We start from the raw sequence: 1,665 nt of genomic DNA, 5'->3' as shown, positions 1-1,665 counted from the left end.
AGAAGCCGTATCTCAACCGAACGTGATCCCGTGATTTCTGCTGGTCAGGCATGGTTTCGCTCGGGTTGAGGGAGGCATGCCGACGTCTTGTGTCCGCTTGGTGGTCGAGGGGTGCGCGGTGGCGTCGGTGCTGGGAATGCTGGAGGAGCGGGAGGCGGCTGCCCGCGTGCGGGTGGAGGGTTTGCGGGAGGAAGTTGCGCGGTTGGCTGGGGTGTTGGAGGCCGCGGAGATCGAGCTGGACCGGCGAGTAATCGCGCGGGAGGAACTGACCGAGGCCCTGGCGGTCTCTGCGGCCGAGTCCACTGCCGTGACCATGACCGAGGCGGACGAAGAAGCGGCGCCGTCGCTCGCGCCGGTGCCGGGCTCGACGGTGCCGCCCTGGCGGGATGGACTGCCGGTGACGGTTCTGGCGCCGGACTATCAGCGGATTCTGGGCGTGCTGGAACAGCAGCGATCCACGGGTCACGGGCCTCTCCGGGCCAAGGAGATCGCGGTGGAGCTGGGCCTTGGGGCGACGCCGGCGAAGGTCGAGGGGCTGCGGTCGAAAGCCCGGCGCCTGGCGGAGCGCGGGTGGCTCCTCCTGGAAGCGTCGGGAGCATTCAGTGCTGGCAGGCCGGCCGTGGCCGTGCCAGACGCCGGCTCATCCGCGTGACCATCGACCACCGGATCATCGCCTCGCTGGTAGCGGGCAGAGTTTCGTAATCCCTAGCCAGACGGCGGGAGTTCATCAGCCACGCGAACGTGCGCTCGGCCACCCACCGCCTCGGCAGCACCACGAACCCCTCCATGTCGTCGGTGCGCTTGACGATCTCCAAGGTCAGAGCGAGCTTGTCCCGGCACCAGCCGACGAGGGAGCCGGTGTAGCCGCCGTCGGCCCAGACGAGGGTGATGTCGCGGTGCAGGCGGCGCAGCCGCCTCAGCAGGCCCGCCGCGGCGTCCCGGTCGCCGATGTTCGCGGCGGTGACGCAGACGACCAGGAGCAGACCGAGGGTGTCGGTCACGATGTGCCGTTTGCGGCCCGGCACCTTCTTCCCGCCGTCGTAGCCGCGTGAGGCGGCCGGCACGGTAGCGGCGGCCCGCACCGACTGCGCGTCGATGATCCCCGCCGTGGGTTCGGCCTCGCGGCCCTCGCGCTCCCGGACCTTCCCGCGCAGCCGGTCGTGGAACTCGGCGATCAGCCCGTGCTCGCACCAGCGGCGGAAGAAGGCGTAGACCCGGCCCCAACCAGGGAAGTCCACGGGCATTGCCCGCCACGGGATCCCGCCCGCGACCAGATAGCGGATCGCGTCCAGCAGCTGCCGGTGACAGTAGCCCTCGGGCCGTCCGCCCCGCCCCTGAAGCCAGGCAGGCACCGGCAGCAACGGCCGGATGGCCGCCCACTCCGCGTCCGTCATGTCCGACGGATACCGGCGAACCCGATCGGGATGATCGGCTGCATTCCCGTACACGTGCGCGAGGCAATCGCACGACACGGCGGGCGAGTTGAAGTCAACGGGCTCGGGCGCGTACAACAACGACAACAGGGCCTCCGGGAACCGCTCGGAATGGGGTCGCACCCCCGAGCTACCAGGAGGCCCTGCCTTCATGCGCGTACCACCGGAAGATCACCCAACCAGGAACTCCGTTCGATCCACACGTTCCAAGATCGGTTGAGATACGGCTTCT

2 protein-coding genes are annotated in these 1,665 nt (G+C 69.4%); one reads left to right on the top strand and one right to left on the bottom strand.

Features of this window, described 5'->3' with window-relative positions; genetic code table 11:
• Positions 1-76 precede the first annotated feature (76 nt).
• Positions 77-652: a hypothetical protein gene (locus tag SPR02S_RS54700; RefSeq protein WP_019065502.1), complete on the top strand. Its 576-nt coding sequence runs from the start codon at positions 77-79 to the stop codon at positions 650-652.
• Here SPR02S_RS54700 and SPR02S_RS54695 read toward each other — a convergent pair.
• Positions 600-1,394: an IS5 family transposase gene (locus SPR02S_RS54695; protein ID WP_019065501.1), complete on the bottom strand. Its 795-nt coding sequence runs from the start codon at positions 1,392-1,394 to the stop codon at positions 600-602. The genes SPR02S_RS54700 and SPR02S_RS54695 overlap by 53 nt on opposite strands.
• Positions 1,395-1,665 lie beyond the last annotated feature (271 nt).

The sequence above is a fragment of the Streptomyces prunicolor NBRC 13075 genome (assembly GCF_000367365.1).
GTDB lineage: Bacteria > Actinomycetota > Actinomycetes > Streptomycetales > Streptomycetaceae > Streptomyces > Streptomyces prunicolor.
The sequence above is the reverse complement of the archived record's forward strand: the minus strand, read 5'-3'. Positions and strand labels throughout refer to the sequence as shown.

Bases quoted from the DNA above. Each gene is read 5' to 3' on its own strand.
- SPR02S_RS54700 (WP_019065502.1), top strand. From the start codon at position 77: ATGCCGACGTCTTGTGTCCGCTTGGTGGTCGAGGGGTGCGCGGTGGCG.
- SPR02S_RS54695 (WP_019065501.1), bottom strand. From the start codon at position 1,394: ATGACGGACGCGGAGTGGGCGGCCATCCGGCCGTTGCTGCCGGTGCCT.